18 protein-coding genes and 2 tRNA genes are annotated in these 25,084 nt (G+C 50.5%); 13 read left to right on the top strand and 7 right to left on the bottom strand.

The features are described from left to right. Positions 1-33 precede the first annotated feature (33 nt). The 10 genes from pstC (at position 34) to EFB02_RS01070 (ending at position 11,150) form a co-directional block, all read left to right on the top strand. Positions 34-1,005: a phosphate ABC transporter permease subunit PstC gene (pstC, locus tag EFB02_RS01115; protein WP_122819590.1), complete on the top strand. Its 972-nt coding sequence runs from the start codon at positions 34-36 to the stop codon at positions 1,003-1,005. Then, on the top strand, positions 1,006-2,145 hold the full coding sequence (gene pstA, locus EFB02_RS01110; RefSeq protein WP_234992684.1) for a phosphate ABC transporter permease PstA: 1,140 nt from the start codon (positions 1,006-1,008) through the stop codon (positions 2,143-2,145). Between the two features lie 56 nt (positions 2,146-2,201). Continuing rightward, positions 2,202-2,981, top strand: a complete 780-nt coding sequence (gene pstB, locus EFB02_RS01105; protein WP_122819588.1) for a phosphate ABC transporter ATP-binding protein PstB — start codon at positions 2,202-2,204, stop codon at positions 2,979-2,981. Positions 2,982-3,118: 137 nt separating this feature from the next. Next, the gene (locus EFB02_RS01100) at positions 3,119-4,207 is read left to right on the top strand and encodes a sensor histidine kinase (RefSeq protein ID WP_160115343.1); all 1,089 of its coding nucleotides are present in this window, start codon (positions 3,119-3,121) and stop codon (positions 4,205-4,207) included. Next, the gene (locus EFB02_RS01095) at positions 4,204-4,887 is read left to right on the top strand and encodes a response regulator (RefSeq protein ID WP_122819585.1); all 684 of its coding nucleotides are present in this window, start codon (positions 4,204-4,206) and stop codon (positions 4,885-4,887) included. Before EFB02_RS01100 ends, EFB02_RS01095 begins: the two co-directional genes overlap by 4 nt. 338 nt (positions 4,888-5,225) lie before the next feature. Further along, the gene (gene gyrB / locus EFB02_RS01090; protein WP_234992683.1) at positions 5,226-7,250 is read left to right on the top strand and encodes a DNA topoisomerase (ATP-hydrolyzing) subunit B; all 2,025 of its coding nucleotides are present in this window, start codon (positions 5,226-5,228) and stop codon (positions 7,248-7,250) included. A gap of 11 nt (positions 7,251-7,261) precedes the next feature. After that, on the top strand, positions 7,262-9,928 hold the full coding sequence (gyrA, locus tag EFB02_RS01085; RefSeq protein ID WP_122819583.1) for a DNA gyrase subunit A: 2,667 nt from the start codon (positions 7,262-7,264) through the stop codon (positions 9,926-9,928). A gap of 14 nt (positions 9,929-9,942) precedes the next feature. Then, the gene (locus tag EFB02_RS08885) at positions 9,943-10,713 is read left to right on the top strand and encodes a DUF3566 domain-containing protein (protein WP_327395037.1); all 771 of its coding nucleotides are present in this window, start codon (positions 9,943-9,945) and stop codon (positions 10,711-10,713) included. A gap of 123 nt (positions 10,714-10,836) precedes the next feature. After that, positions 10,837-10,910 (top strand) — tRNA-Ile (locus tag EFB02_RS01075). A 167-nt stretch (positions 10,911-11,077) separates the two neighbouring features. After that, positions 11,078-11,150 (top strand) — tRNA-Ala (locus EFB02_RS01070). 372 nt (positions 11,151-11,522) lie between these two features. On the opposite strand, the gene EFB02_RS01065 is transcribed toward EFB02_RS01070, so the two are convergent. The 4 genes from EFB02_RS01065 to EFB02_RS08780 are packed head-to-tail and all read right to left on the bottom strand — an operon-like array spanning position 11,523 to position 15,496. Continuing rightward, positions 11,523-12,290: an ABC transporter ATP-binding protein gene (locus EFB02_RS01065; RefSeq protein ID WP_122819581.1), complete on the bottom strand. Its 768-nt coding sequence runs from the start codon at positions 12,288-12,290 to the stop codon at positions 11,523-11,525. A 4-nt stretch (positions 12,291-12,294) separates the two neighbouring features. Next, positions 12,295-13,284 carry an ABC transporter substrate-binding protein gene (locus EFB02_RS01060; protein ID WP_122819579.1) on the bottom strand — a complete coding sequence of 330 codons (990 nt, stop codon included), beginning with the start codon at positions 13,282-13,284 and terminating at the stop codon, positions 12,295-12,297. Positions 13,285-13,298: 14 nt separating this feature from the next. Continuing rightward, a complete protein-coding gene (locus EFB02_RS01055) occupies positions 13,299-14,285 on the bottom strand; it encodes a FecCD family ABC transporter permease (protein WP_268811516.1) in 987 nt (328 codons plus the stop codon). Positions 14,286-14,314: 29 nt separating this feature from the next. Beyond that, the gene (locus EFB02_RS08780; protein WP_234992681.1) at positions 14,315-15,496 is read right to left on the bottom strand and encodes a prolyl oligopeptidase family serine peptidase; all 1,182 of its coding nucleotides are present in this window, start codon (positions 15,494-15,496) and stop codon (positions 14,315-14,317) included. 339 nt (positions 15,497-15,835) lie between these two features. On the opposite strand from EFB02_RS08780, the gene EFB02_RS01045 reads away from it, so the two are divergent. The 3 genes from EFB02_RS01045 to EFB02_RS01035 are packed head-to-tail and all read left to right on the top strand — an operon-like array spanning position 15,836 to position 21,533. After that, positions 15,836-18,031, top strand: coding sequence for a YcaO-like family protein (locus EFB02_RS01045; RefSeq protein WP_234992680.1), 2,196 nt, complete (start codon positions 15,836-15,838; stop codon positions 18,029-18,031). A gap of 34 nt (positions 18,032-18,065) precedes the next feature. Further along, a complete protein-coding gene (locus EFB02_RS01040) occupies positions 18,066-19,799 on the top strand; it encodes an ABC transporter ATP-binding protein/permease (protein WP_122819573.1) in 1,734 nt (577 codons plus the stop codon). 6 nt (positions 19,800-19,805) lie between these two features. Further along, positions 19,806-21,533, top strand: coding sequence for an ABC transporter ATP-binding protein (locus EFB02_RS01035; RefSeq protein ID WP_122819571.1), 1,728 nt, complete (start codon positions 19,806-19,808; stop codon positions 21,531-21,533). Positions 21,534-21,665: 132 nt separating this feature from the next. On the opposite strand, the gene EFB02_RS01030 is transcribed toward EFB02_RS01035, so the two are convergent. The 3 genes from EFB02_RS01030 to EFB02_RS01020 are packed head-to-tail and all read right to left on the bottom strand — an operon-like array spanning position 21,666 to position 24,885. Then, positions 21,666-22,298, bottom strand: a complete 633-nt coding sequence (locus EFB02_RS01030) for an ABC transporter ATP-binding protein (RefSeq protein ID WP_122819569.1) — start codon at positions 22,296-22,298, stop codon at positions 21,666-21,668. A gap of 8 nt (positions 22,299-22,306) precedes the next feature. Further along, positions 22,307-23,521 carry an ABC transporter permease gene (locus EFB02_RS01025; protein WP_122819567.1) on the bottom strand — a complete coding sequence of 405 codons (1,215 nt, stop codon included), beginning with the start codon at positions 23,519-23,521 and terminating at the stop codon, positions 22,307-22,309. Beyond that, the gene (locus EFB02_RS01020; RefSeq protein WP_122819566.1) at positions 23,518-24,885 is read right to left on the bottom strand and encodes an ABC transporter permease; all 1,368 of its coding nucleotides are present in this window, start codon (positions 24,883-24,885) and stop codon (positions 23,518-23,520) included. The genes EFB02_RS01025 and EFB02_RS01020 overlap by 4 nt, the downstream gene beginning before the upstream one ends. Positions 24,886-25,084: the final 199 nt, after the last annotated feature.

The following is a 25,084-nucleotide window of genomic DNA, read 5'->3' as shown; positions in this document are numbered from 1 at the left end:
CGGTACTCCTGGCCGTAATCCCCTGGAGAAAACATGAGTACCAAAACGTTGCTCGACAAAAGAGAATCCTGGCAGGTTTCCTCCCGGAAAAATATTTTTAACTGGGAAGGATTATTTTATCTAGCAACCAAGGGTTCAGCGATAGTCATTGCCGCGGTGCTAGCCCTGGTAGCGATGTTTCTAACTTTGCAAGCCTGGCCGGCGATCTCTAATCCTGACTTGCGACTCCGGATGCGCGGGCGTACCGAAATGGTTAGCATCTGGGAATACGTGGCGCCCCAGCTTTTTGGAACGGTTCTGGCAGCGGTAGTCGCCTTAGTGATTGCGGTGCCGTTCTCTATGGCGCTGGCAGTGTTTATAAACTTTTATGCTCCCCAGAAAACCTCGGCAGTTATCGCCGGATTGATTGACGTAATGGTTGCGATTCCCTCCGTGGTTTATGGTCTGTGGGGTGGACTGATTTTGCTGCCTATATTGCAGCCAATCATGGAGGTTCTTGCCACCTATTTCGGCTGGTTTCCGTTGTTTTCAGGGCCAGTTTCCCCGATTGGGCGAGTGATTTTCTCGGCCGCGGTGGTCTTGGCGATTATGGTGATTCCGATTATTACCGCGCTGTGCCGCGAGGTCTATGCCCGTACTCCCCCTCTGGAAATGGAAGCGGCGCTAGCCCTGGGAGCAACAAAGTGGGAAATGATAAAAACCGTGGTTCTGCCCTTTGGGCGGTCAGGTACGGTTTCGGCAGCGATGATCGGGCTAGGACGGGCATTGGGAGAAACCATGGCAGTGGCGATGGTACTTTCTCCCGGAGCGTCCTACGTTTGGTCACTGTTTAAAGCAGGAGCGCACTCTACAATCGCCTCTAATATCGCTCTGCAGTTCCCGGAGGCTGATTCTAATATGGCGGCTGCCCTAATATTCACCGGTCTGGTGTTGTTTGTTTTGACGCTGTTGGTCAACTCGGGAGCACGGTGGATGGTATCCCGTAAGGAAAGTTTGGGGAAATAAATGAGTATAGAAAAACAGAATCAGGGCGACCTAAAAATAAAACAAAAATTCTTAGGTGCCGGGCAAACTCCTGTTAACAGCGGGGGAGTTAGTCGAGGAACAAACGCTAAACTGGCAGGTTTAGCTGCTTCAGATAACACTTCCGCTCTGCAGGCAGTAATCCTAGAGAAAAAACTAAAGTACCAGGAAAAACTAGAAGGCGCGCAGCTGAAAACTGAGATAAAGCGCGCCCGGCTGGGCGGAGATAAAGCATTAACCATCCGCCGCAGATTCACCAATAACGCGATTGCGAGTTCCATGTGGATGTGCGGCCTGTTGGTGCTGGTCATCTTGGCTTCTATTGGATACGAACTTATCCGCCGAGGTATCGGGATTATTTCCCCCTATTTCTTGAGTGTTTCTATGAAAGGTGTCTACGGAGGAATGGAGGCCGGCGGTATCTATCATGCGATGATGGGTACTCTGCTGATTACCCTGGTAGCAGCGGCTATTTCCGTTCCCCTAGGACTGTTGGTAGCCATCTACCTGACTGAATACGCGGGTAATACTAAGTTTGCCAAGCTAACCACCACTTTGGTTGATGTAATGACCGGCATTCCCTCCATAGTAGCTGGTCTATTCGCGGCTGCCTTGTTCACCATGGTGATCGGTCCTGCATACCGGTCCGGACTGATGGGGGCAGTAGCCCTTTCGGTATTAATGATTCCCCTGGTAGTGCGCTCATCAGCCGAAATGTTAAGGCTGGTGCCTAACGATTTACGAGAAGCGTCCTATGCTTTAGGGGTTCCCAAATGGCGCACCGTGATCTCGGTTGTGCTGCGCACCTCGGCGGCAGGTTTGGTTACTTCAGTGGTAGTGGCGATTGCGCGCATAGTGGGCGAAACTGCGCCTTTGCTGATTACTGCGGGCATGTTTGACGCCATTAATAACAATGTGTTTTCCGGCCGCATGGAAACTCTGCCGGTGTACATCTATCAGCAATACACCTCCACGGTTTCTTGTGCTGCCCATGCGGTGAACTGTAACCCCACTATCAATGTGGATCGCGCCTGGGGTGCCGCTTTAGTACTGGTATTTGCAGTTTTGGTTTTGAATCTGGGAGCCAGGTTCCTTGCCAAAAAACTCTCGATTGGTAAATAGCTAGCCCAGCCTCGCCGGGGCAGGGTTTCACGAAGAAAAGCAGATAGGAAAAGAAAATGGCAATCTGTTTAGAGACTAAACATTTAGACGTTTACTACGGGGATTTCAAAGCCGTAGCGGACGTAAATATGGCGATAGAAACCCAAACGGTAACTTCCCTGATTGGGCCGTCTGGGTGTGGTAAATCTACCGTGCTACGGACTTTGAACCGGATGCATGAAGTTACTCCCGGAGGACGTATTGAGGGTGAAGTCCTACTCAACGGGGATAATCTCTACGGCAAAGACGTCGACCCGGTGGAGGTACGACGGATGATCGGGATGGTGTTCCAGCGTCCTAACCCTTTCCCCACTATGTCGATTAAGAACAATGTGCTAGCCGGCTTGCATCTAAATCGGGTAAAAATTAGCAAATCCGAGGGCGATCAGATCGTAGAAGAATCCCTTAAGGGCGCGAACCTATGGGAGGAAGTTAAAGACCGGCTAGATAAACCGGGTGCTTCCCTATCCGGAGGACAGCAGCAACGCTTATGTATAGCCCGGGCAATTGCGGTAAAGCCTGAGGTGCTGCTGATGGATGAACCCTGCTCGGCGTTGGATCCCATCTCCACCTTGGCGATTGAAGACCTAATTGACCAGTTGAAACGGACTTACACAATTGTGATTGTTACCCACAATATGCAGCAAGCGGCGCGAATTTCCGACCAGACCGCATTCTTCAACATTTCCGGGCCGCGCCAACCCGGGAAACTAGTGGAGATTGGGCCTACCGAATCCGTATTCCTCACCCCCTGCGAAAAAGTGACTGCAAACTATATTGCAGGGCGTTTCGGCTAGGGTGTTCGTGCAGTGGTAATCGGGTGAGATTTATAGCCACCAGAGCCTAACAAAAAACTGTTACCCAGGGTGAACGTTTGGTTAACAAAGTCCCTACAATTAGTTTCTGAGAGATTGACGCCCCTAAGATGATAAGTATGGAGAGCCAAAGCGGCCGGTTACATTGGGATGGCTCCGGCTGGAAAGTCGAGGATCTATCTACGATTCTTGACGCCCTGCCTGAGGCTTCGGTAGTGCTCAATCCCGACAACTCTTTCGCTTACATTTCGCAGTTGGCGCGGCTAGTACCCTTGTTCCATAAAGGGAAAATTGAATACTCGCAGCTGTTAACACAGATTGAAAAAGCACGCAGCGCAGGGCGGATCGTAGAGGAAGACTATGAATTGGTGCATCCCGATGCGGCCGTCCCCTGGTCAGTACGGGTGCGGGTGGCTCCAATCTCACCCCGACATACCTTGGTTTTGTTAGAAGATCGCACTCGCGTCCTCCAAGCTGATGCTACCCGCCGCGAATTCGTGGTTAACGCCTCTCACGAGTTGAAAACCCCGGTAGGAGCGATTTCCTTGCTGGCAGAAACGATTCATGATAATGCCGATGATGTGCAGGCGGTCGAAACCTTTTCCACCCAGCTAGTAAAAGAATCACGACGGCTAACCAAGTTGGTTTACGAAATTATCTCTTTAGCGCGTCTGCAAGATGGGCGTCTGCCAGTCAAGCCGCGCCCTATGTTGGCAATCGAAGCCATCAACGATGCTCTCGATCAGGTGCGTACAGCCGCCGAAGACGCGAATATCACTTTAAAGACCGATTTTCCGCAAGGGGAAGATATTTTGGTGCACGCCGATTTGGAACTGCTGACTTCCGCCCTGCAAAACCTGCTGGAAAACGCGATTCGCTATTCTAATCCTGGAGGTCACGTGTATGTCACCTTGCGGGAAAATGACAATGTAGTGATGGAAATAGCTGATGACGGTATCGGAATTTCTGAAGAAGACCAAGGCAGAATTTTTGAACGCTTTTACCGCGTAGACCCAGCGCGTTCCCGCTCCACCGGAGGAACTGGCTTAGGGCTCTCCATCGTTAAACACGTGGTTTCAGATCTTAACGGCTCTATCCACGTGAACTCGAAACCGGGGGAAGGAGCCACTTTCATCATTACTTTGCCTCGACACACCCCACAGCAACCAGAGGCTAAGCAGATAGCGCTGACAAAGGAACAGGAATGACCACCATATTAGTAGTTGAGGATGAGGAAGCTTATCGTAAACCTCTGGAGTATTCCCTTAAACGCGAAGGTTACGAAGTAATCGGGGCAGCCGACGGTGACCGGGCGCTTTCAGTGGTTAAAAGTAACCATATTGACCTGATTTTGCTGGATCTGATGCTTCCCGGGATCCCCGGTACCGAGGTTTGTCGGCAAGTACGTGAAAGCTACGATACTCCCATCATTATGGTTACGGCGAAAGATGACGTGGTTGACGTGGTAATTGGTCTGGAGCTGGGAGCCGATGACTATGTGACCAAGCCCTATCGTTTCCGTGAACTTTTGGCGCGAATCACCGCAGTGTTGCGCCGCACTCAGGATCTTCCGGAAGTAGGAAACCTGCTGAAGGTTGGACCAGTCACCATGGATGTTGACCGTCATGAAGTACGGGTAAACGGAGAGCTTAAAGAGCTGCCGTTGCGTGAGTTCGAACTGTTGGAGTATTTTTTGCGTAACCCGGAACGGGTGCTTACTCGCGGACAGGTTATGGATCGAGTGTGGGGAGAAAATTGGTTCGGTGACCCCAAGACCTTGGATGTGCACGTCAAACGGCTACGTTCCAAGATTGAGGACGATCCGCACTCGCCAAAGATTATCGTGACTGTGCGGGGGCTGGGTTACCGGATCATGGATCCTAAGTAGCACTCGCTATTTCTCTAAAATGTCGCATCGCTGGCATCTGCCCAGCACGCCCCCTGCTGTCTCAAAGCGATACCCAGGTATTTTTGATGCTGTCCCCGTCTTTTTTGATCTCGGTTGCGTCCTCGGAAAAAATTTGCCTCTAACGCCCCAAAAGTAAAAAAGTGACTTTCCCCCGAAAAGTAGGGTTAAGCCGTAAAATGTGGGTTTTTGAGGCTTTCACGGTAGAATAGAGCCAGTGAGCGCCGGGTTTTCGGCGTGAATGCCCTGGGGCAGACGGTGCCCAACGGCTGGAAATATCCGGCTCGGGGTCAACGAACTAGACCAAGGAGATCCAGCAGGTGGCTGATCTGGGTGACCAACAAGTCCAGCACGAATACGGTGCGGGCGACATTACAGTTTTAGAGGGACTTGAGGCAGTACGCAAACGTCCCGGTATGTATATCGGTTCTACCGGGGAGCGCGGTTTACATCACCTGGTATATGAGGTAGTTGACAACTCTGTTGACGAGGCTCTCGCCGGCTACTGTGACCATATTGAAGTCGCCATTCAGGCGGATGGGGGTTTGCGGGTCAGTGATAACGGTCGCGGAATCCCAGTCGATATTCATCCCACCGAAAAACGCCCCACGGTTGAAGTAGTTATGACCATCTTGCATGCGGGTGGAAAGTTTGGATCCGGCGGTTACGCGGTTTCTGGTGGTTTGCACGGGGTGGGGGTTTCGGTCGTAAACGCCCTTTCGCTGCGCATGGATACCGTGGTTAAACGGCAAGGATATGTCTGGAGGCAGTCCTTCGGTAACGGGGGGCACCCCCTCACTGAGTTGGAACGCGGGGAAGAAACTGAAGAAACCGGTACTCAGCAGACCTTTTATCCAGATCCGGAAATCTTTGAAACCACTACCTTTAGTTTCGAGATTTTGCGGCAGCGTTTCCAGCAGATGGCCTTCCTGAACAAAGGACTGCGTATCACCCTAACCGATGAACGCCCCGAGGCTACCGATGCTGGCGATCTAGTCACTGGCGATGCGCAAGGTACCGCTGATGATCCGGTTCCCGGTTTCCGCCGTGTTTCTTTCATGTATGAAAATGGTTTGCGTGACTATGTAGAGTTCATTAACCACTCCAAGAAATCCGAGGTCATCAATCCCGAGATAATTGATTTTGAGGCAATTAACGAAGACGCATCGATCAGCCTAGAAATCGCGTTGCAGTGGACCACTGCTTATTCGGAGTCGGTGCATACCTACGCGAATACTATTAACACTACCGAGGGCGGAACCCACGAGGAAGGTTTCCGCTCGGCTTTGACCTCTTTGATGAATAAATACGCCCGCGATAAAGGCATTCTCAAAGATAAGGATCATAATCTCACCGGTGACGATATTCGCGAAGGTCTAACCGCAGTTATTTCGGTTAAACTTACCGAGCCACAATTCGAGGGGCAAACTAAAACCAAGCTGGGCAACACGGAGGCACGTACCTTTGTTCAACAGCAGGTTTACTCCAAGCTAGGTGACTGGTTAGATGCCCACCCTATGGATGCGAAAGCGATTCTGGTAAAGGCACAGCAGGCGGCAACCGCGCGAGTCGCTGCTCGCAAAGCCCGGGAAGCTACCCGACGCAAATCCGCACTCGAATCAGTATCTATGCCCGGGAAGCTGCGGGATTGCTCTTCCCGCGATGCCTCGCAATGTGAAATCTACATTGTAGAGGGTGACTCGGCAGGTGGCTCGGCTGTACAGGGGCGCGACCCGGCTCACCAGGCCATCCTGCCAATCCGCGGCAAAATCCTAAACGTAGAGAAAGCACGCCTAGATCGCGCCCTCTCTAGTCAAGAAATTCAGTCGTTGATTACCGCCTTTGGCACCGGAATTGGCGAAGATTTCGACATTTCCAAGCTCCGTTATAACGCCATCGTGATTATGGCGGACGCCGATGTAGACGGTCAACATATCGCCACATTGTTGCTGACTTTGCTGTTCCGCTATATGCGTCCCCTGATTGAAAAAGGGCATGTATTTATTGCCTGCCCCCCGCTTTACCGACTGAAATGGTCGAATGCGCCCCACCAGTTCGTGTTCTCGGATCGCCAACGCGATGAATATTTAGAGGACGGTAAAACCGATGGTAAACGCCTACCGAAAGAGGGCGGGGTGCAGCGTTACAAGGGGCTTGGGGAAATGAATCCTCAGGAACTGTGGGAAACCACTATGAATCCCGAAGAGCGGATGCTCAAACAAGTGACCTTATCCGAGGCGGCCAGCGCGGATGAAGTTTTCTCCATGCTAATGGGTGAGGACGTGGAGTCGCGGCGGGCTTTCATTCAACGCAATGCCACTGACGTACGATTCTTGGATATTTAAGGGACGGGAAAATGAGCGAAATAGACAACCAGGATCAAAATCAGCAAGCAGAATCCCCGGAAGATTCCCAGCATTCTGAGGCAGCTTTCGGGGGAGGGGATGTTTCCTCACCAGGCGCCCTCGAAAATAATTCCGGTCTTTTCCAGGCAAAAGGGCATATCAACCAGGTTGACTTAGAAACCGAGATGCAGCGGTCTTACCTGGATTATGCGATGAGCGTGATTGTAGGGCGTGCCCTCCCCGAGGTACGAGACGGTTTAAAGCCGGTACACCGGCGGATTCTGTACGCCATGTATGACGGTGGTTACCGTCCTAATGCCGGATTCTCTAAATGTATGCGCGTAGTAGGGGACGTGATGGGGCATTTCCATCCCCACGGTGACGCCGCAGTTTATGACGCCCTGGCGCGTTTAGTGCAGCCCTGGTCAATGCGTTACCCGATGGTGGCAGGTCAAGGTAACTTTGGTTCCCCAGGTAACCTAGGGCCGGCAGCTCCGCGGTATACGGAATGTAAAATGGCACCTTTGTCGATGGAAATGGTGCGCGACATTGATGAAGACACTGTCGATTTTATGGACAACTATGATGGGCGCACTCAAGAACCCACAGTTTTGCCTGCCCGCCTGCCCTACCTGCTACTGAATGGGTCAGAGGGGATCGCAGTGGGGATGGCTACCCGGATTCCTCCCCATAATATGCGAGAAGTTGCTGACGGGGTGCAGTGGGCCTTAGCGCATCCCGAGGCTTCGCGCGAAGAGTTAATGGAAGCTCTGATCGAGCGGATTAAAGGACCGGATTTCCCCACGGGCGCCACTATTTTGGGACGTAAAGGGATAGAAAGTGCTTATCGCACCGGCCGCGGCTCGATTGTGCAGCGCGCCATAGTTAACGTGGAGGAAATTAATTCCCGGGTATGTCTGGTGGTTACCGAACTTCCTTATCAGGTCAATCCGGATAATCTAGCGGCAAAAATTGCCGGACTGGTTAAAGATGGGCAAATCGAGGGGATTGCGGATATACGTGACGAATCCTCAGATCGCTCCGGTCAGCGCCTGGTAATCGTGCTGAAACGAGACGCGGTTCCCAAGGTGGTTTTGAATAACCTTTATAAGCGTACCCAGTTGCAGGATTCTTTCCCTGCCAATATGTTGGCGTTGGTAGATGGGGTTCCGCGAACGCTATCTATTGATGGATTTATTTCGAACTGGATTAATCATCAACTAGAAGTAATCGTGCGCCGAACTAATTTCCGCCTGAAGCGGGCGCAAGATCGCCTACATATTTTGCAAGGCTATCTGATGGCGCTGGATGCTTTGGATGCGGTAATTGCCACTATCCGCAAGTCGCCAACGGTAGATGAGGCGCGTAGCGCACTGATGGAGCTGCTGGGGGTAGATGAAGTCCAGGCGGATGCGATTCTTGCTTTGCAGCTGCGCCGCCTAGCCGCCCTCGAGCGGCAAAAGATTCTCGATGAACACACCGAATTAGAGGCACGAGTAAAAGATTTACAAGATATTTTGGCTCGTCCTGAACGGCAGCGGGGAATTATTTCCACTGAGCTGGCCGAAATTGTCGATAAATATGGCGATGAGCGGCGTACAAAGATTGTGCCCTTTGCCGGGGAAATGTCGATGGAGGATCTGATTGAAGAACAGGACGTGGTGGTTACCATTACTCGTTCGGGGTATGTGAAACGTACCCGCCTAGATCAGTACCGCAGTCAAAAGCGTGGTGGCAAAGGGATCAAGGGTGCGCAGCTACGCGAGGATGACGTGGTGGATCATTTCTTTACCACCACCACCCATCACTGGTTGGCGTTCTTTACCAACAAGGGTCGAGTTTACCGGGCAAAAGCCTATGAACTACCCGAGGGAGGACGTGATTCTAAGGGGCAGCACGTAGCAAACCTGTTGGCCTTCCAGCCGGAAGAAAAAATCGCCCAAGTTTTGGCGTTCAGTTCCTATGATGATGCCGAATATTTGGCGTTGGCCACCCGCTCGGGTCTGGTTAAAAAAACTCGCTTTACCGAATACGATTCCAATCGTACCGGCGGTCTAATTGCGATTAACCTGCGAGAAATGCCGGATGGAACCGCTGATGAAGTGGTATCTGCGGAACTGGTAAATGGCGATGATGAGTTGCTATTGGTTTCCCACCAGGGACAGTCGTTGCGATTCTTAGCGACTGACGAGGCTTTGCGTCCTACCGGTCGTGCAACCTCTGGGGTGCGGGGAATGAAGTTCCGTGAGGGGGATCATCTGTTGGCGATGACGGTAATCCGTCCCGATAGCGACCTGTTGGTCGTGACTGAGGGTGGATATGCGAAACGGACATCGGTAGAGGAATATCGGGTACAAGGCCGCGGTGGTCTCGGGATTAAGGTAGCTAACCTGGTTGCCGAGCGTGGCGGACTGGTAGGAGCCTTAATCGTTAACACCGATGATGAAGTTATGGTGATTATGCAGTCTGGGAAAGTGCAGCGTTCTCGGGTTGACGAGGTTCCGCGCACGGGGCGTAACACGCAGGGAGTAATTTTTACTCGCCCGGCTCCAGGGGATGCAGTTTTGGCCGTAGCGTTAAATAATGAGAAGGCAGACGATAACGAAAACGATGAGGCCACTAACGAGGATCTCGATCAAGAAGTGGCAGCATTAGAAACTGAAACAACCGAGCTTTAACGAGGGGTTAACCAATGACAACTGATGGTAAAGATCAAGGTAAAGCTCCTGTTGGACAGGGAGAGGACGCGGTACCTGTAAACAGCGCTGCGGAGGAGTCAGTTGCGGAGAAGGAAAGTAGCATGCATAACGCGTTGCACGATAAGGTGGCAACGCCGGCTGATGCTAAAGAGCACACGGACGAGAAGACCAGGCAGGATTCAAATATTTCCGGGCATGGTGGTCACGAAAAATCGGGGGAAAGTTCAGTGAGTAAGGATGGAAAATCTTCCAAACTGATGGGGAAAAAATCCTCAGAGAAACCGGGTTCTAAAAACAGCAAGAATATAACGATTCCAAAGGTCAAATCTGGTTCAGCTGCTGGCGGTAAAGTCGGGCAGGCAGATAAAGTTTCGCCCTCCTCTGCAAGTATGGGCGAATATCAGCCCCGTCAAATCTCGTTGGTGGTTTCCCGGATTGATCCCTGGACGGTGATGAAAGTTTCGTTCTTACTGTCGGTTGCGTTGGGTATTGCGATGGTGCTGGCAGGTCTGCTGGTTTGGTTGCTTTTGAACTCAATGAATGTATTTAGTTCGGTAGAGAACTTTATTAATGATATTGATCCCACGGGATCGATTGCTTCAATGATTGATTATCTGCGTTTGCCGCGGATGATGGCAATGAGCACGATCATCGCGGTTTCCAACGTGATTTTGATGACCGCGTTCTGTACGGTAGGGGCACTTATCTATAACTTGGCAACTTCGCTGGTTGGCGGGATTAAGTTGGCGCTTACTGACGAGTAGTATTACAGCATTTCGAGCTGGCTGCAGGCGCTGATCGATGGCGTGACGGAACGCACCTAAAAAGGGTTTGAAAGCCGGGTTAGTAATGTTGTAATCTGCAATGGTGTTCGTGATGGACACGATGGGCCTATAGCTCAGTTGGTTAGAGCGCAGTCCTGATAAGACTGAGGTCGCTGGTTCGAGCCCAGCTAGGCCCACTGCGAGGGAAGTTTGTTTCAGCAATCAACCAGGTAGGTAGATTTGAAAAAGATTTTAAAGTTGCTTTTTATCGGCGTCTTTTTTACCTGGTGTTTGAATGCAGCAAATGACTTACGCAATGATTCCGGAGTTTGGAAGTACCTGTAGTAGGTTTTCTGGCTCTAAAGGGGCTATGGCGCAGCTGGTAGCGCATCTGCTTTGCAAGCAGAGGGTCGCGGGTTCGAGTCCCGCTAGCTCCACTTCGTTGGCGCAACACGAAGTGTTGCTAGCACGGTGAACCCGAACGGTACGAAAACCGTCCGGGCTTTTTTATTAGTGAGGATGACGAAATCGTGCGTAATCCCGTCAGGGATTACTGGCACTAACTAGATGCCCCGGCCTTGTGCCGGGGCATCAGTGTTTTAAGCTTAGGGACTCGAACCCGTGAGGGCTGGCGCGGGGAGGTAGCGAACGCGGATCCTGTGGTTATTTACACGGGGCGTTAGGTGTGTGGGCTAGGCTTTATCCGAATGGCACGGTGGGTGTAAGAATTTGGAAAACGTAGCGCCGTCTTCCGAAATCTTAGGTGGAGAAGAAAACCTGACCCTCATGCTCTACTATCAGGTTTTGGCTTACAGTGGTTTGAAAATAAACTGTTTCACGTTTCCGTCTTGGACTTCTTTGGCACTCATCCCATAAACATCGTGGATGAGTTCAGCGGTGAGGACTTTGTTCGGGATACCTTGGGTATGCACGCGTCCATTTTTAAGAATAATTGCCTGGTCGCAGTAGCGGGTTACCAGATTAAGATCATGTAAGATTATGACAGCAGTGTCACTAACTTTTCTGATTATGCTAAGAATCTGGTGTTGGTATTTTATGTCCAGATGATTCGTGGGTTCATCTAGCAGGATACATTTACATTGTTGGGCGAGGGAACGGGCAATTAGAACTCGTTGGCGTTCCCCACCGGAAAGCGTATCTACGTATCGATCTTGTGCATAGCTCATTCCAACAGCGCCTAGAGCCTCATTGCAGATTTTTCGATCGGTTGCGTTATATCCTTGGAGATCTTTACGGTGCGGAGATCTCCCCAAGAGAACAATGTCGAGCACACGGGTTCTTTCCATGTCATGCTCAAATTGGGAAACGACTGCAATGCGCCGAGCAACCTGTCCGGGGCGCATTTCGTCTAAAGGTTGCCCGTTGAGGAGGATCCTCCCCTCCGATAGCTTTTGAGCTGCGAACATGGCTCTCATGAGGGTAGTTTTCCCAGAACCATTAGGGCCGGCAATACCTAAAATTTTTCCTTGCGGTACCTCGAAAGAGATCTCGTCAAGAACTTTGGTGTCACCGAAATAGACGCTAGCTTTTTCTATCGTGAGGGGAGAATCAATCATCCGTTTACTTCCCTAGTTTCTTGAGTTGATCAGCCAGTTCAAACGTTCCATAAATTGCGGTGGGAGAGGCGTAGGCTACTGCGGATTCTGCGTAGATAATGTTGCCGTTTTTAACCGCTTTCATGTCTTTGAAGCCGGGAATCTTTTCAAGCCGCTGCATTGAACTTTCTTTGGTGGCGCCCCCCATCCCGGTGAGCAAGATGATTACATCGGGGTCTGATTTAACAAATGCTTCCGGCGCAATGGGACCCTGATGTGGGTGATAGTTCGGATCAATAGCAGTAACGAGGTTAAGGGTCTTATTTATTTCTCCCATGACCCCTTTGTTTCCGTAACTAAACAGTTCAGGATCTTCTCCGTAGTAGTAGGCGTAGGAAACTTTGCGTTCTTTACCGATTTTCTCTTTGCTAACTTGCGCGATTTTCTCTTTTAGCTCCTTTACCGTGGCATCCGCTTTTTCGGAGGTGCCCATGATTTTACCTAGCTGAGTAATCTCCGCAAAAGTGTTGTTGAATGATTCATCCGATTTTTGATCTGGATAGAAGTAGTTGCACTCGGTAGCATCCACAACGGCAGGGATTCCTTTTTCTGCTACCGCTTTTGGAGCGGTGGTTTCGGAACTGAATCCACCACCATAAGCAAGATCAGGCTTGAGTTTCATGAGGGCTTCCATAGATATGGATTCTGTTGATAATACCTTGATGCCGTCTGCTTTTTTACCTATCCAGGAGGGTGGTTCTTCGCCCCATTCGTTAGCGCGGCCAACAATGGATTTTTCTGCTCCGGCAGCAAAGAGGTATGCCAGACCGGTGACTCCCATCGACACGACTTTCTTAGGGTGAGTAGTAAATTTCGTTTCTACCCCACAGTTTTTAACCGTAATAGGTTGGTCAGCAGCAGTGCTGGACGATTCCTTTGTGCCGGAGCAGCCAGTGAGGGCGGCGGCCACCAGGCTTGCTCCCAGTACACCAGCCACAATTCGTTTCTTTATCATTCTTTTCTTCCTTTCTATTTGGAATATTTCTTGATGAGAGCCATTAGCATAGGGGTTCCTACCAGTGCTGTTAGTATTCCGATAGGTAGTTCCGCTGGTCTGATAGCCACGCGGGTGCAGGTGTCGGCAATGACGACGAGGAGTGCGCCTCCCAGGGCAGAGATAGGTAACGCAGCTCGGGTGGTGGAACCTACTAGTTGTTTCGCAGCATGAGGAACGACTAGACCCACGAATCCGATGGCGCCAGTAAGGGAGACAAGCACCGCTATAGTTAGTGCCACTATGAGAAATAAGAGATTTCGATAGAGGCGGGGGCTGGTGCCCAGTGAGATTGCCGCATCGTCTCCCAAGTTCAGGATATCCACCCTTCTTCCCCAGATGCTGAAGCAGATTAATGCAATAGTTACCACGCTGCCGGCAATGAAGGTGTCATGCCAGGTGGCATTAGATATTGATCCCAGCATCCAGAACATTACGGATTTGGTTCCAGCAGCATTTTTAGCCATGAGAGTTATCAGGCTGGTGACTGCGGAGAAAAAGTAAGTTACCGCCATACCTGCAAAAATGATGCGTGTCGGAGTGATTTTTCCGCCGGCGGAAGCCAAAAGAGTAACAAGCAGGATGGAGATTACAGCCCCTAGGAAAGCCCCGAAAGTGACCCCCAGGGCAGATAAGATATTACTGGTTGTTCCCAAAACAATTACTGCTGCTGCGCCAGTGGAAGCCCCAGAGGAAATACCTAGAATGTAGGGATCTCCCAAGGGGTTGCGCAGTAAAGACTGAGTTATCAGACCGCATATGCCTAGGCCGGCACCAACGATTGCTCCCAAAACAGCGCGGGGAAATCTCACCTGTCCAATAATCTGTGTGTCCACGTCAGTTTCAGCAGTTCTTCTAAGTGTGGCATTTATGCCCTCAAGTGCTGCCGATAACGAAATATCAGTGGCTCCGACAATGACAGCCACTATTAGTGAGCAAGCTAGCGCTAGCGTTAAAACCATTCCGAGTATCAGGCGTTGCTTTCGAGTCGTTAACATGGTGAATACGATGCTTTCATTTTTAAATCAGCTGCTTTTTGGCTTAGATAGCTCCACAGCCTGCGTTCATGGGTTATTCGTTCGTTGGGATCCACCGCCCCTTCATGTCCGCCTTTGCTGGAATAACGCCAGTAAGTTGCTGTTCCTCGTAAATTTTTTACCCGTTCAACTAGGGAATCTGCATGAGAAATGGTGGTTACTTCGTCGCGGCAGTAGCCAATAATGAGCCAAGATGTTCCGCTTAGACTCTCGGGGTTGACATTACAGGCCAAGGGATCTTCTTGTTTCATAAAGTTATCCCAATCTGTGGTTTGAGGATTCCCATACTCGGCTAGCCATTGACGACCTAAGGTCGTTTTTGATAGGTGCTTTGTGCTGCTGATTGGGACGCGGCATACCACTTGAGATACGAGTTCTGGGTGGTGAATGGCGGTAATCGCTGCTAGCAATGCTCCGTGAGACATGCCGTGTATAAAAGTAGTCTCGGGGGTGCAAATATTTTGACGATGCAATTCGCGAATAGATGAGGCTATATCCGCCCTGACTTGGCGTCTTCCTGCTTTAACCCCGGCTTGATGCCAGCTCTTCCCGTATTCAGCACCCCCTCGGGAGTGAATAACCGCAATGCTGTAACCGTGGGTTAACCATTTTGAATAAATGTCGGGACTGTAAAAACTATGATTGGATCTTCCGAATCCCCCGTAAATGAATACAATAGTCGGCTGTTTTCCCGTTAGTTTTCCAAAGCAGTCTATAGGGATTTGGGTACCGTCCTCGCTAGTAGCCCAAATCTGTTGGCAAGTAAAGGCGTTGTTGTATTGGGAGGTGTTGTTCTTAGCGCAAGTTAGTTCTCCGGTCTTACGGTCGAGGCGGTAAAGGCGGGGAGCGTTGATAAAGGAGGAGGTTTGTATATATAGCTCATGGTCGAGCACTTTTATCGGTTTAACGTGTTGGCCTAAGGGGAAGGAATTTCCAGATTTGTGAGTGATGACCTCAACTTTTTGGGGGCTGTAAACCAGTGCTTCACAAGCATCTTGGTAACCGCCATAGATAGGGGTAGAACCAGAGGTTTTCCACTGTGGGTAGAAGGTGCTGCCGTCGGGTAATAGGATTTCACCTCGCACTTTTACGATGCTTTCGTATTTAGGTAAGGGTCGCAGCAATGTCGGGCTCACCTAATCTCCTTCGGCTATTTCGTAGTTTTGATTCCCTCTTGTGTGAAAAAGGAAACCATGTAAACTGTGCTTAGGTTAGCATAACCTAAGTATAAGGTTAAAGGCTAGCCTCTAGAGCTTTTGTCGTTGGAAAGGAGGGGAGATGGATACACTCGAAATCGTGGAGATTGAGGAAGTTAACACCGATCAAATCACTGTTCCTCATTGCCATCACGGCGCTACCCAGCAGAGTTTTGCATGGAGGTAAAAGTAGATAGGCAACGGGTTAAAGATAGCTAAGACGCACTTTACCCAATATTCATATAGACAAGAGGGTCAGGGGTTATGTGGCAGATTTGTGTGCAAGTAAGGCCTTTAGATGTAAATAGATGCGTTCTTACCTGTGCCGATGGTCGTGATCTAGTGCTCTCAATGGATGCTAATAGCATCATGCGTGTTTTAGATGCGGCGCAAGATGTCCAGTCCACTCACCCTTTGGGCACTCCGTTGAGAAAAGCATTAGAAAAACACAGCTGTTTTATCAACACGCATGACCTAATCTCCACGACCCCTGATCCTCAATCTGTAGGTGACCCAGAAGTAATAGTCTGTGGGAATCCCACAATTGCGCGCTTAATTACTGCAGAGCTTCAAAAGATTGATGTCACAGCGCGCCTGTCCTCCCAGTCGGTTCGCGAATGTGCTTACCAAGTCTTCAATCGCGGCACCCTTGTGGTGTGTCGCGGCGAGGAGTCCGCTCCCGTATTTGCCCAAACTATTGAAGATAATTTGGGGCTAAATATTTCATTAATCGCGGTTGATCACACCCCCAACCAGCTATTAGTTGGACCTGCGGTACTTAAAGGGCAAGGTGCAACCTATAGCGACAGTCTGGCTCGTCTCGCCGGAAATGCAGTTAATAGTGAGGTATTTCAAGCAAAAATGGGTAGTCCTGCGTGGGGAAGTTTCTTACCGCGCTTAGGGGCAGCCACCAATATGGGGCAGAAAGCTGCCGAGCTGATTAAATCCATTACTTTCAATGACATCGATAGCCAGAAATCAACTCCCCTCGACACTGTTTGGGCAATTTCCCTGGATGGAGAGCTAGAAGTTCATGCGGTACTGCCCACGAATTTTATGATGGGCCCCCAGTCTAAGCCCCCAATTCATCCTCCCACTTTTGTAGTGGATAAATGCTACGGAATTGTAAAAGAGCTCACCCGGGTCCATCACAGTCCCTATATGCCGCCTACGCTGTATACCACTCAGGCGCGAACATGTGACTTACGCAGAACAGCAACCTATATAAACACCGTTTTTTGCCAAGGATCAACGTTAATTCCCAATGAAGTTGGAGAAGAAGAAAAGCAGGCGCAGATCCACGACACGGAATTAGCGGCAATTGGTGAGTCAGTTGAGCGTTATTGCTCAAACCTAATTGATCTCAAACCGGTATTGCATGGTTCTTATCGAGAATTAGCAAGAAAAGGATACCCACTTCTGCATCCAGAAAAACTGGTACTATTCTCACCCAACCAGTATCGGCAACCCGGATTTCCTTTTGTGCCTTTGACGCCTGACCTGCCCGTAGGGTGGGTGGAAGGTAGCTATTATGAGGATGAAGCGCCAGTTTTCGTTCCCGCCTCCTTGGTGTATGTCAACTGGTATACCAACCAGTATCGGCAAGAACCGAAAGTAAATTTTCCGGCGTTTGCTGGAGTAGCTGCAGGAACTAGTCGTGAACAGGCAATATTATCGGGTATCAGTGAAATCATTGAGCGGCATGCCACCATGGTGTGGTGGTTAAATAACCAGCCGCTTCCTCATCTGAAATTATCGCAGAAATATTTGGATCTTTTTAGTGGGACGAAAGAGCCGCTCCGTCCCGCTTTGATCAATCTAGACAACACTTTCAATATCCCGGTGCTAGCCGGGGTAGTTCACAATGATGTCTCTAAACTGGTACACGTTGGTTTTTCATGCCGCTCTAGCGTTGAACAAGGTGCCTTAAAAGCCTGGAGTGAGGCGCTCACCTTGCAAGAGGGAGCTCATGACCTCGCCAACCCCGAAGGGGCGCATTGGACAGCAATCCGCAAAGGTCTACTTCCTGGACGTTCATATAAGAAATGGCGCCGTGACCGCCGGTATCTGGATGATTTCCGAGCGGATCTCAAGGATGTAGACGACCTCCTAATTCAACAAGAGGTCTTTCTAGATCCTCGGGCGGTAGACAGGGTGAAACCACTGTTGGACATACCAGCAACCCGCAGTATTTCATCCGTGCCGCAGCTGAAAGATAGTCTATTAGCCAGCTATATAGAGCGTATCCATGCCCGGGGGATGCGGGTAATAACCGTTGATATCACCTCTCGCGATGTTGCTTCTTGCGGGTTGCATGTGCTCCGCACATTAATTCCTGGCACAATCGGTAACACTCCTGCGGCATTTCCCTACCTGGGTCGCAATATGGTGGCAGAAGAAGCAGTACGGTTAGGATGGGTGGATTCGCCAAAGCCTGAAGGTAGCATGAATCCCTTCCCAATGCCGCACGCGTAGAACCGATACCGTTGTGGAGAAAGGATAGGCCATTGTGTTTGCAAAGCAGCGTTTAGTTATGCGCGCCGCCGGAGTCTCCGTGTGGCTGCTGGCTCCCGCCATGATGCTGGGGGTCTTGGTATCTTGCTTATATATCGCGACCGCGGTGTGCAACGCCATGCTTTTCAACGAGTTGTTAGGTACTCGCCGGGTCTCCACGGTGGTGGGACTAATCATTGCTATCGCCTGTTTGCTTTTAATCCGTCCATTACTTGAGGTAAGTGGACAGCTTCTACAAAATCGAGCGGGATTAGTGGTAAAAAGCCGCCTACGGCAGGCATTGCTGGAACAACTAGATGCACGTGGACCCATGCGAGGTGGAATGGGGCGTTCTGGACAAATACAGTCGGTTCTCACCGATGGGGTCGAGGCGATCGAACCCTATTTCATCAAGTATTTCACCCAACTTGCGGTCACCGCTCTAACAGCAATTGGTTTAACAATTGCTATTGCCAGTATCTCGCCCCTGATTGCGGGAGTTCTTTTAGCCTGCGGAGTCGCGATTGTTGCTATTCCCCGATTATGGGATAGAGCTCTGGCTGAGCGCGGACAATCGCATTGGGTAGCGTACGAAAATCTCAATGCCGATTTCGTGGATTCTATGATGGGGATGTCCACTTTGAAATCTTTTGGGGCGGCTAAAAATCATGGAACCCAATTAGAAAAACAGTCTAGCCAGCTGCTGAAAACTACTATGGGGCAGCTGCGGCTTTCATTGGGAGAAACGGGACTATCAGGAATGATGAAAGTGCTCGGTCCTGCTCTCGGCCTAGTGATCGCAATTTCTTTGATTACTTCCGAGGCGATGTCAATCAGCTCGTTGTTTGTGGTTACCTTGTTAGCTATCGAACTTTTTCGCCCGTTTACTGCCTTATCGTCATGTTGGCATGAAGCATTCTTTGGTATTTCCGCGCTGCCAGCGATGAGCGAGTTATTTGAACAGGAGCAAACTTCTGCCGCTACCCGCAAATCTTCGCAAAACTTGCCTCACAGTAACGAAGTTTCCTTTGCGAGAGTTTCTTATACTTATCCGGGAGCTGCTAAGCCGGCTCTTGAGCAAGCCACTTTCGTAGTACCTACAGGTAAAACAACCGCCTTGGTAGGGTTGTCGGGTTCCGGAAAATCCACCGCGCTCGGGTTATTAATGGGTTTTGACCATCCCGATAGTGGAAGTATCACAGTTGGAGGGGTTTCAGCTGACAGTTTAGATATCGCGCGTACCGTCACGCTGGTTCCGCAAGACCCGATTATTTTTCCAGGAACAGTAAGGTCAATTTTGGCCGAAGCTAATCCCAAAGCGGAGGAAGCGGAGATGATGACGGCTCTAAAGCTAGCTTGTGCCACAAACCTGCATCCTGATAACAATCCTGATTCTGGTAACAATATTCTTGATTTAGAAATTGAAGAACATGCTCAGAACCTTTCGGGAGGACAAAAACAGCGACTGGCAATCGCTCGGGCTTTGGTTCGCAAATGTCCTCTCCTCGTACTCGACGAATCTACTTCTGGTTTGGACACCCAAACAGAAACAACGGTTCTAGCTAATATTCGCAAGGCGTACCCAAATCTCACTTTATTGCTGGTTACCCACCGTATTGACGCTGCTGAGCAAACAGATCATGTAGTGGTAATGGGACATGGGAAAGTGCTTTGTAGCGGGAATCCCTGTACGTTAAGCCAGGAAGATAATGCCTGGTCAAAATTGATTAGTGCACAGATAGGAGCCTAGTCGACTATGACCTTAGTTTTCAGTAATTTCCTTGCACTGATGAAGCGGCTACGCGAATGTGTTCCCCTGTTCGTAGCCGCCACCATTGTGACTGCACTTGCCCAAATTACCGTTGTTGGGGTTGCGGTCAGTTCAGTATGGATATCTACGCAATTCATATTAAACCGTACGAACAATCTGACCCTGCTGTTCATTATGATGTTTACCCTGGTGGTCGTGCATGCCGTGAGTACCCTCTTTGAGGTTTGGTGGTCACATGAAGTTGCTTACCGGATTCTACATACCTTGCGGGTGCACATATATAACGCTATCGAGCGAATCGCACCCTTAGGGTTGCAAGGAAAACGCACCGGTGATGTGGCATCGGCAGCCATGAATGATGCGGAACAGCTGGAATGGTTTTATGCGCACACGGCCTCTACTGCCATCTGTGCCATTCTTACTCCAACTTTATTCACCGGGGTGCTGGTGAGTTTTATTGGTCCGATGGGACTGATAATGCTGATACCAACCGCAGCTATGATTGCATTTCCTTTCGCCCTTATGTCCATACAACGCCGGCAAGGTAAAGAATTACGTTATCAACTAGCCCAATTGCGTATTGCAGTTTTGGATTCTATTCAAGGGCAAAGGGAATTGCGGTCATTGGGGATGGTGGATAAACAAAATGCGCAGATCTTGGATTTAACACGAAAAGTGCAGGTAACTAAGAATTCGCAAACGATAAGAAAAGCCTGGGAATCAGCTTTTTCTACGATTGCAACCACAGTCGGATCCACGATTTTGCTAGTCATCCTAACTGGATGGGTGTTGACCGGACATTTAGATTCAGCTTTGTTACCAGTTGCGGTGGTGCTAGCGGGTCTAGTACCCACCCCCGCGACAACACTAGTCGGTATGCTGGGGAGAGTCGGAGAAATTGGGGCATGCGCACACCGGATTAATACCATTCTTAACGCTAAGGATCCCATCCCCTCCATCCCGGAAACCAATCATGCCGAATACGAGGCAGAAACCAACCATTTAGTTAGCGACAATACGGTTTTTTCCTATCAGGCCGGTAAGCCAGTTATTAACCAAGTTAACTTAACCGCAACTCCTAAACGCTCAATCGCCATTGTTGGAAAATCAGGGGCGGGGAAAACTACCCTAGCCAATCTGGCTATGCGTTATCTTGATCCTCAGGAAGGCGAACTGCGTTTTGATGGGAAAAATCTTCGCTCCTATCAACCTAACCAATATCGCGAAAGACTGGCTCTTGTTCCCCAGGACTGCCATATTTTTGCCGGAACCGTACGAGACAATCTTGTTTTAGCTAATCCGCAAGCCTGTGATGATGATATTTGGGCAGCTCTTGCCGAAGCTGATATCAGTGAGCTGATTACTTCTTTAGGGGGATTAGACGCGAAAGTCGGGGATCGGGGAACCACGCTCTCGGGTGGGGAACGTCAACGTATCGGGATTGCTCGTGCTTTTCTTCGGCGTCCCGACATGCTTATCCTCGATGAGCCGCTAGCTAATATTGACCCGTTCCTTGAAGCCTCCATTGCGAAGAATATTCGTAACGCGAGGGCTGACCGTACTACTATCGTCATTGCCCATCGGCTGGCTTCTATTCGTATCGCGGACCATATCGTAGTTCTTGATGGTGGGCGCGTGGTTGCGGAAGGGACTCATCAGGAGCTTAAAGATCACCCAATTTATAGAACGCTTTTAGGGCAACAAATTGCTTAGCTACCACATAAATCAGAAAATAGGCGATCTGATAGTTTGCATTTATCAAGGTATGCCTATATTTTGCAGCAAGGTACTAGTGTGAGCATTCCTCTACATTATTCAGCATGCAAACACTTGGCTAATGGCAGTTCACGCCACCACTAGCTTGCGGCGATTTAGGCGCAAAGTAACGTCGGCGCTGCGGGCGAGTTGGCGCGAATGGGTCACCACAATCACGCATTTGTTCTGTTCATGCGCGGCTCGCTGCAAAATCTCGATTACTTCGCGGGCGGTATCCTCATCCAGATTCCCGGTAGGTTCATCGGCTAAAATAATCGGAGCCCCCGACACTAGCGCCCTCCCGATCGCTACCCGTTGCTGCTGACCCCCCGAAAGCGCCATCACGCTGCGCCGCGCCTCCTTTTCAGAAAGTCCCAACTGGGTCAAAGTATCGATCCCGGCTTTCCCGTTCACCAGCCGCAGATTCTCTAGCGGCGTCAAATAATCAATCAGATTATAGTTTTGGAAAACCAGCGAAATCTGTTTTTTGCGGTGCTGAGCATAACCAGTCTCCGCAATATCGGTGCCATCAAAACGCACCGCCCCGGAGGTGGGTTTATCTAATCCGGCCAGCAGGTTCAACAAGGTGGATTTGCCGGCTCCCGAAGCACCTACAATCGCATAAAATTTCCCAATCTCGAAGTCGGTGCACACGTCCGATAGAATCTGGGTGCTGGTTCCCGGGTACACATATTCCAGGTGGTCTAATTGCAAAATACTCATAATGTTTCCTAACTTATTTTGGCGAGGATAGCTCGCGGGGTTTGACGAAGCAGGGGAGCGGTCGCTAACAGTAGCGCCGCGAAAGTAATCACATATCCGAGGACGAGGGCGGCCAGGATACTCCCGATGCTCCCGCTCGCAGACAGGGCGGATAGGGAGGGACTGGCGGACTTGGCAAATACCAGGGAAGATACCTTACCTGATAGCAAGTAACCCAAAGTGGCACCGATAACGCTACCGACTAGCGCCAAGAAAGCCGACTCCAGGGCGAGTTGCCCCAAAATATTGACCTTAGTTTTTCCTACCGCCAACAGCACTCCGATTTCACGGGTGCGTCCGCGGATCCAAAAGATCATGATGAGGACGAGGGCGGCTAGCCCGGCTGCACTAACCCCCACGGCCAGCGCGGTGAGCAGTTTATTTACCCCCGACAGGGTTGCCAGTACTCCCGCAAATTGGGCGGCATTAGATTCGAAACTGAGCTGCGAATCCGCCTGTTTTGCCGCTCGTAACGCGGCAGGTAGGGAGTTCGCGTCCTCGGTAAAGTACCTTGCGGTGGTCAGTTCTTTTCCGCCCAGGCGCTGACTGCTAGCCAGGTCAGTGAAAATCTGATTCTCCGAAGCCCCGGCAGGTAGTCCTCCCGGATTTTCGGTTTTTCCGCTGAAAATCCCCACTACCGGTACCGTTGTTGCATTGCCGTTCGCGCTTAGGTGCAGCTGGCTACCAACACGTAATCCATTGCGCTGGGCAAACTCGCGGTGAATCAGCGCGCCCTGCCCTCTTGGAGCCAGGTGTTTGCCGTCCTCTAGCCGATACAGCCTCCCCATAAAAGACGGATGCAACTGGCTATTAGTAGTCCCGATAATCCCGGCATCGCCGGCAAACTCGGCGTCAAGTTGCACTCCGGAAGCGGTAGTTACCAGTCGAACCCCCTCGGGCTTAGCTAAAGTTTCTTTTTCCAAAGCCGAGCGTTTTACCTGCGGCAAGTGGCTCAGCTTTTCTGCTTGCTTTAAAGTGAGCGCACCGCCGGCGTTGCGGGCGGTAAATCCCGCGTTCACTCCGGAGTTGATTGCCTCGGAAATCCCGGCCACCTGCGCGCGCACTCCTGACTGGGAAATCAGCGCGGTAAACACCACCGCCATTAGTAGCGTGAGCAGCAAGGCGCGTCGCGGGCGGCGGATCAGCGAATACCAGGAGCGCCGCCAAATGCTAAGAGATTTCATTTGATATCCACCAAAAGAGCGCGCGGGGGGCGACGCAGCATTGGGAATGATGCTGCTAATACGCAAAGCAAACCTACCAGCAAAGTTAGTAACACAGCGGTTATCACTGAGGGGGTAGACAGGGACACTGCTAACGCGTCTAGGGTCTTAGTAGCGGCTGAAGATTCCATATCAGCGCCTGCCTGCCCGGCCTGAGCCAGTTCTTGCATTAGCGAACTATTCACGGAGGCCAGTGCGGAATTACCGAGCCACTGCGCGACTGCTCCAGAAATAAAGAACGCCAGCACAAACGCAGGGATCGCGGTCATCACTAATTCACACAGGTATTGCGCGAAAATACTGGCCTTGGAGGTACCAACGGAAAGTAGCACCCCGGTTTCCTTCTTGCGTTCATTCATCCACAGGAACAACACCAAGGTTAAAATCAGCAGCGCAAACCCGAAGGCAACCATTTTAGTGGTGCTCATCAGGGAATTTATTCCACTCAGGGCTCCGGTGATCCCCGCTAAATACTGGGTGGCGGGCGATAGTTGGTAGTTGCGCCAATCAATCTTTAGGGAGCCGGCCTTCTTTTCTACCTGCTCTAAGTCTTTTTCGGAAGCCACGAAGAAGTTAGCGTCCTGGTAAATCTCGTTGTCTTTATTCATCTGGTAGAGGGCGCGGGTGGTGTCCAAATCCGTGTAAACAGTATTTGCAAACAGTTCGCTGCGTTGAGCCGCCTGCCGGGTATTGGAACCTCGCACCAGCCCCACGATTTCCATTTCGGTTTCCGCAGTAGACTGCCGCATATTATCCACGTCATAGGGGTTGCCTTTAAGCTTTAACTTGCTGCCGATCTTCAGACCATTAGCTTTCGCTAAATCTTCATGGATAATCGCCTTATGGTGATCTCCGGGTCGTAAATGTCGCCCCGCTGCCAGGGTCAATGCTCCGGATCGAAAATTATTGTCGATATCGGTGCGGTTGACTCCCCACACGTTCACCGCATTACCAAACTGCGCTTCCTTCTTTTCGTCATAGTCATTGGTTCCCAGTTTTTGGGTCTGGGCTCCAACTAAATCAGCAGTCACGTTTTGCCGAGCCACGTAGCTTTTGATCTCAGGTAGCTTTGCGATTTGGGTGATATCTGCGGGTTTAACAGTTCCGGCTCCTCGTGGGGTTCCCTGGTTGAACTGGGGATTATTTCCGAGGACGAAGCCGGCACCTGCCTTGGCTTCTACCTTCGCGCCCTCCCGCGCACTCGCCCTCTCGATAGCGTCCGCTGACATTAAAACGGTGGCTACCAAAGTGAGCACCGCGAAGATGACAATAGTTCTAACTGGTTTTCTGACGACGTAACGCCAAGCTCTTCCCGCGAAGGACAAGTCCAGATCCTTTCAAAATAACCCAAGTGCAACTTAGGTAACCCAAATAAACAATTATTAGCTTTTCGGGCGGGGCTGGAAGAAACCTGGGTCTAGGACAGTAAAAATCTGGAAAGGCAAAAAATGGAAGGCAAAAAATCCGCTTACCAGGGAAATGGTACAATTGGTGCGTTAAGTCACAAATTTGTTTAGCGCCTCA

Source organism: Varibaculum vaginae, assembly GCF_900604285.1.
GTDB classification, from domain to species: domain Bacteria; phylum Actinomycetota; class Actinomycetes; order Actinomycetales; family Actinomycetaceae; genus Varibaculum; species Varibaculum vaginae.
Note: the sequence above shows the minus strand (reverse complement) of the source record. Positions and strands in the feature narration are given on the sequence as shown.

What these genes read in the sequence shown, in the direction of transcription:
- pstC (WP_122819590.1), top strand. Translation starts at nt 34, where the DNA reads ATGAGTACCAAAACGTTGCTCGACAAAAGAGAATCCTGGCAGGTTTCC.
- pstA (WP_234992684.1), top strand. Translation starts at nt 1,006, where the DNA reads ATGAGTATAGAAAAACAGAATCAGGGCGACCTAAAAATAAAACAAAAA.
- pstB (WP_122819588.1), top strand. Translation starts at nt 2,202, where the DNA reads ATGGCAATCTGTTTAGAGACTAAACATTTAGACGTTTACTACGGGGAT.
- EFB02_RS01100 (WP_160115343.1), top strand. Translation starts at nt 3,119, where the DNA reads ATGGAGAGCCAAAGCGGCCGGTTACATTGGGATGGCTCCGGCTGGAAA.
- EFB02_RS01095 (WP_122819585.1), top strand. Translation starts at nt 4,204, where the DNA reads ATGACCACCATATTAGTAGTTGAGGATGAGGAAGCTTATCGTAAACCT.
- gyrA (WP_122819583.1), top strand. Translation starts at nt 7,262, where the DNA reads ATGAGCGAAATAGACAACCAGGATCAAAATCAGCAAGCAGAATCCCCG.
- EFB02_RS08885 (WP_327395037.1), top strand. Translation starts at nt 9,943, where the DNA reads ATGACAACTGATGGTAAAGATCAAGGTAAAGCTCCTGTTGGACAGGGA.
- EFB02_RS01065 (WP_122819581.1), bottom strand. Translation starts at nt 12,290, where the DNA reads ATGATTGATTCTCCCCTCACGATAGAAAAAGCTAGCGTCTATTTCGGT.
- EFB02_RS01060 (WP_122819579.1), bottom strand. Translation starts at nt 13,284, where the DNA reads ATGATAAAGAAACGAATTGTGGCTGGTGTACTGGGAGCAAGCCTGGTG.
- EFB02_RS01055 (WP_268811516.1), bottom strand. Translation starts at nt 14,285, where the DNA reads ATGGTTTTAACGCTAGCGCTAGCTTGCTCACTAATAGTGGCTGTCATT.
- EFB02_RS01035 (WP_122819571.1), top strand. Translation starts at nt 19,806, where the DNA reads ATGACCTTAGTTTTCAGTAATTTCCTTGCACTGATGAAGCGGCTACGC.
- EFB02_RS01030 (WP_122819569.1), bottom strand. Translation starts at nt 22,298, where the DNA reads ATGAGTATTTTGCAATTAGACCACCTGGAATATGTGTACCCGGGAACC.
- EFB02_RS01025 (WP_122819567.1), bottom strand. Translation starts at nt 23,521, where the DNA reads ATGAAATCTCTTAGCATTTGGCGGCGCTCCTGGTATTCGCTGATCCGC.